Source organism: Xanthobacter autotrophicus, from assembly GCF_030015065.1.
Taxonomy (GTDB): Bacteria; Pseudomonadota; Alphaproteobacteria; order Rhizobiales; family Xanthobacteraceae; genus Xanthobacter; species Xanthobacter autotrophicus_D.
Window position 1 is genome coordinate 1 of record NZ_JAIVFN010000231.1, and the last position, 2236, is coordinate 2236.

Below are 2236 nucleotides of genomic sequence, written 5' to 3' on the forward strand. Positions count from 1 at the left end.
ATGCGGCAGTTCAGGATTGGTGAGCGGACCTGCGATGAAGGCGCGCCGGAGCTTCAATCCGCGCTCGAGCAGGCCTTTGAGCGCAAGCAGCGGCCGCTCTGCCTGTGCCGCGAGCCGCCCACCACGATGTATATCACGCGGAACGACGGACAGTTCCTGGTCAAGCGCATGCCGCTGACTGGCCGCGATCACGACCCCTCCTGCCCGTCCTACGAACCGCCCTACGAGCTTTCGGGGCTCGGTCCCCTCATCGGCAATGCGATCCAGATTGACGATGCGACCGGGACCGCCATTCTCAAGCTCGATTTCTCGCTGACGAAGCGTGGCAGCCGGTCCGCGCCGGCATCCCCATCGGAGACTTCCGACACGGTGCGGAACGAGACCAAGAAGCTCTCGCTGCGCGCCGTTCTGCACTATCTCTGGGATGCCGCCGAGCTGACCGAATGGACATCGCTTTGGGCCGGCAAGCGCGGCTGGGGCAAGGTGCGGGCGAGCGTGATGAATGCCGCTAGGGAAATGACCGTGCGCGGCGGTCCGCTCAGCGACATTCTGTTCGTGCCGGAGGTGTTCCACGCCGACGACAAGGCTGCGATCGCGGTGCGGCGATCCAGGGCTCTATCCGGCGCCCAGGCGCCGGGCAACGGCCCGCAGAAGTTGATGCTGCTGGTCGGCGAGGTGAAGGAATTCCCTGAGGCTCGCAGCGGCCGGAAGGTTGTCATCAAGCACCTGCCGGATTTCCCTCTGATGCTGGAGGAGGCGGCCTGGCGCCGGCTGAACAAGCGGTATGACGCCGAGCTGGAACTCTGGGATGCGAACGAGGAGACGCACGTCGTCGCCATCGCGACATTCGGGATTTCAAACGCCGGCGTTCCGGCCATCAACGAGATCGCCCTGATGGTGGTGACGGAGAACTGGATTCCCTTCGAGAGCGCCCACGAACTGCAGTTGCTCTCTCGCCTAGCAGGCATGCGGCGCAAGAGCGTGAAGGGATTGCGGTTCAATCTCAGCCGGGATCAGCCGGTCGTTTGCGTGACGCTCCCTGAGAGGCGCCCGTCTCCTGTCGCAATGTACATCGTCCCTGCGGGCGCCGACGAAGACTATGATCGCATGCTGGCGGAGATGATCGACGCTCGGCCCGAGATGACGCCCTGGGTCTGGCGCACGGCTGACGGCGGCATGCCGCTCATGCCCTGAGGCGTTCATCACGGGCATGAATCGATCCCGCAGGATCGATTCATGGAAGTCGTTGGACGCGCCTTTCCTGGGACGCGAGACTCGCCCCATGGAAAGAACGGCACCGGGCCCGCTGCACCTCCGCCGCATCGATCCCGCGCAGAACATGCGGCGGTACTACACGCTCTCGCTCCAGCCGACGCTGTTCGGCGGGGCGACGGTCATCCGCAACTGGGGCCGGATCGGCACGAACGGCCAGTCGATGATGGAGACCTTCGATCAGCCTGAGGAGGCTGTGGGCGCGTTCTCGCGCCTTGCCCGGACGAAACGACGCCGCGGCTATGGCGACGCCGGCGTCAGCGGAAACGGCTGACCTCGGTGAAGGCTTTCCGGCGGGCGATGAACTCGCGCAGCAGCGGCAGGAAGAAGGCCTTGCTGAAGCGGCCGATGGGCCGCTTCGGTTCGAGATAGAAGGACCGGCCGACAAGGTCGGTGTTGAATTCATCGAGGATGATCCAGAGGCGCAGATCGGTGTCCAGCCCGGCACGGCGCTTTTCGATGGCCGGGATCTCGGCAAAGAATCGCGATGCTTCCGGTTCCTTGGTGGTAATCGGAAAGAAGAGCACGAGATCATCGTCCGGCCGGACGATACGCGCGCCGACGGCGACGGGCCGATCCTTGCGGCCCTCGGTTTCGCCGGCACGCGCCTGCCGCGCCCAGAGATACGGATAGCGGATGACGGTCGCGGTCTGGATGTCGTCGAAGCTCATGGCTTTCCGGCCTCGTCCTCCCGCGCATAGGCGTCGACGGCGTTCTCGAACTCTGCGAGAAGGCTGTCGGGCATCGTCTCGATGGTCCCCGCCGAGCGTGCGTCCGACTGGCGCATCAGGCGCTGATAGTCCTCAATGTTGAGGAGCACGAGGCGCGGCTTGTTGCGCTGGGTGATCGTTACCGGCCGGCGCAGCGCCTCAGCGATGATATCGCCGGACTTGCGGGAAAGCTCGCTCGTGGAATAGGACCCACCTGAACGCGGCATGGCGATCTCCTGTAATTGCTGCCTTTG

The 2236-nt window shown here is 64.7% G+C and carries 4 protein-coding genes; 2 read left to right on the forward strand and 2 right to left on the reverse strand.

Annotated features, from left to right (window positions below; translation table 11 throughout):
* Positions 1-1194 (forward strand): DUF1173 domain-containing protein (locus K9U40_RS22610; RefSeq protein WP_282892347.1); only part of this gene is annotated, 1194 nt, incomplete at its 5' end.
* Positions 1195-1282: 88 nt separating this feature from the next.
* The gene (locus K9U40_RS22615; protein ID WP_282639827.1) at positions 1283-1546 is read left to right on the forward strand and encodes a WGR domain-containing protein; all 264 of its coding nucleotides are present in this window, start codon (positions 1283-1285) and stop codon (positions 1544-1546) included.
* Here the strand turns inward: K9U40_RS22615 and K9U40_RS22620 are convergent.
* Positions 1530-1943, reverse strand: coding sequence for a hypothetical protein (locus K9U40_RS22620; protein WP_282639828.1), 414 nt, complete (start codon positions 1941-1943; stop codon positions 1530-1532). The genes K9U40_RS22615 and K9U40_RS22620 overlap by 17 nt on opposite strands.
* Entirely contained in the window at positions 1940-2209 is a 270-nt protein-coding gene (locus tag K9U40_RS22625; protein WP_282639829.1) for a type II toxin-antitoxin system prevent-host-death family antitoxin, read from the reverse strand. The genes K9U40_RS22620 and K9U40_RS22625 overlap by 4 nt, the downstream gene beginning before the upstream one ends.
* Positions 2210-2236: the final 27 nt, after the last annotated feature.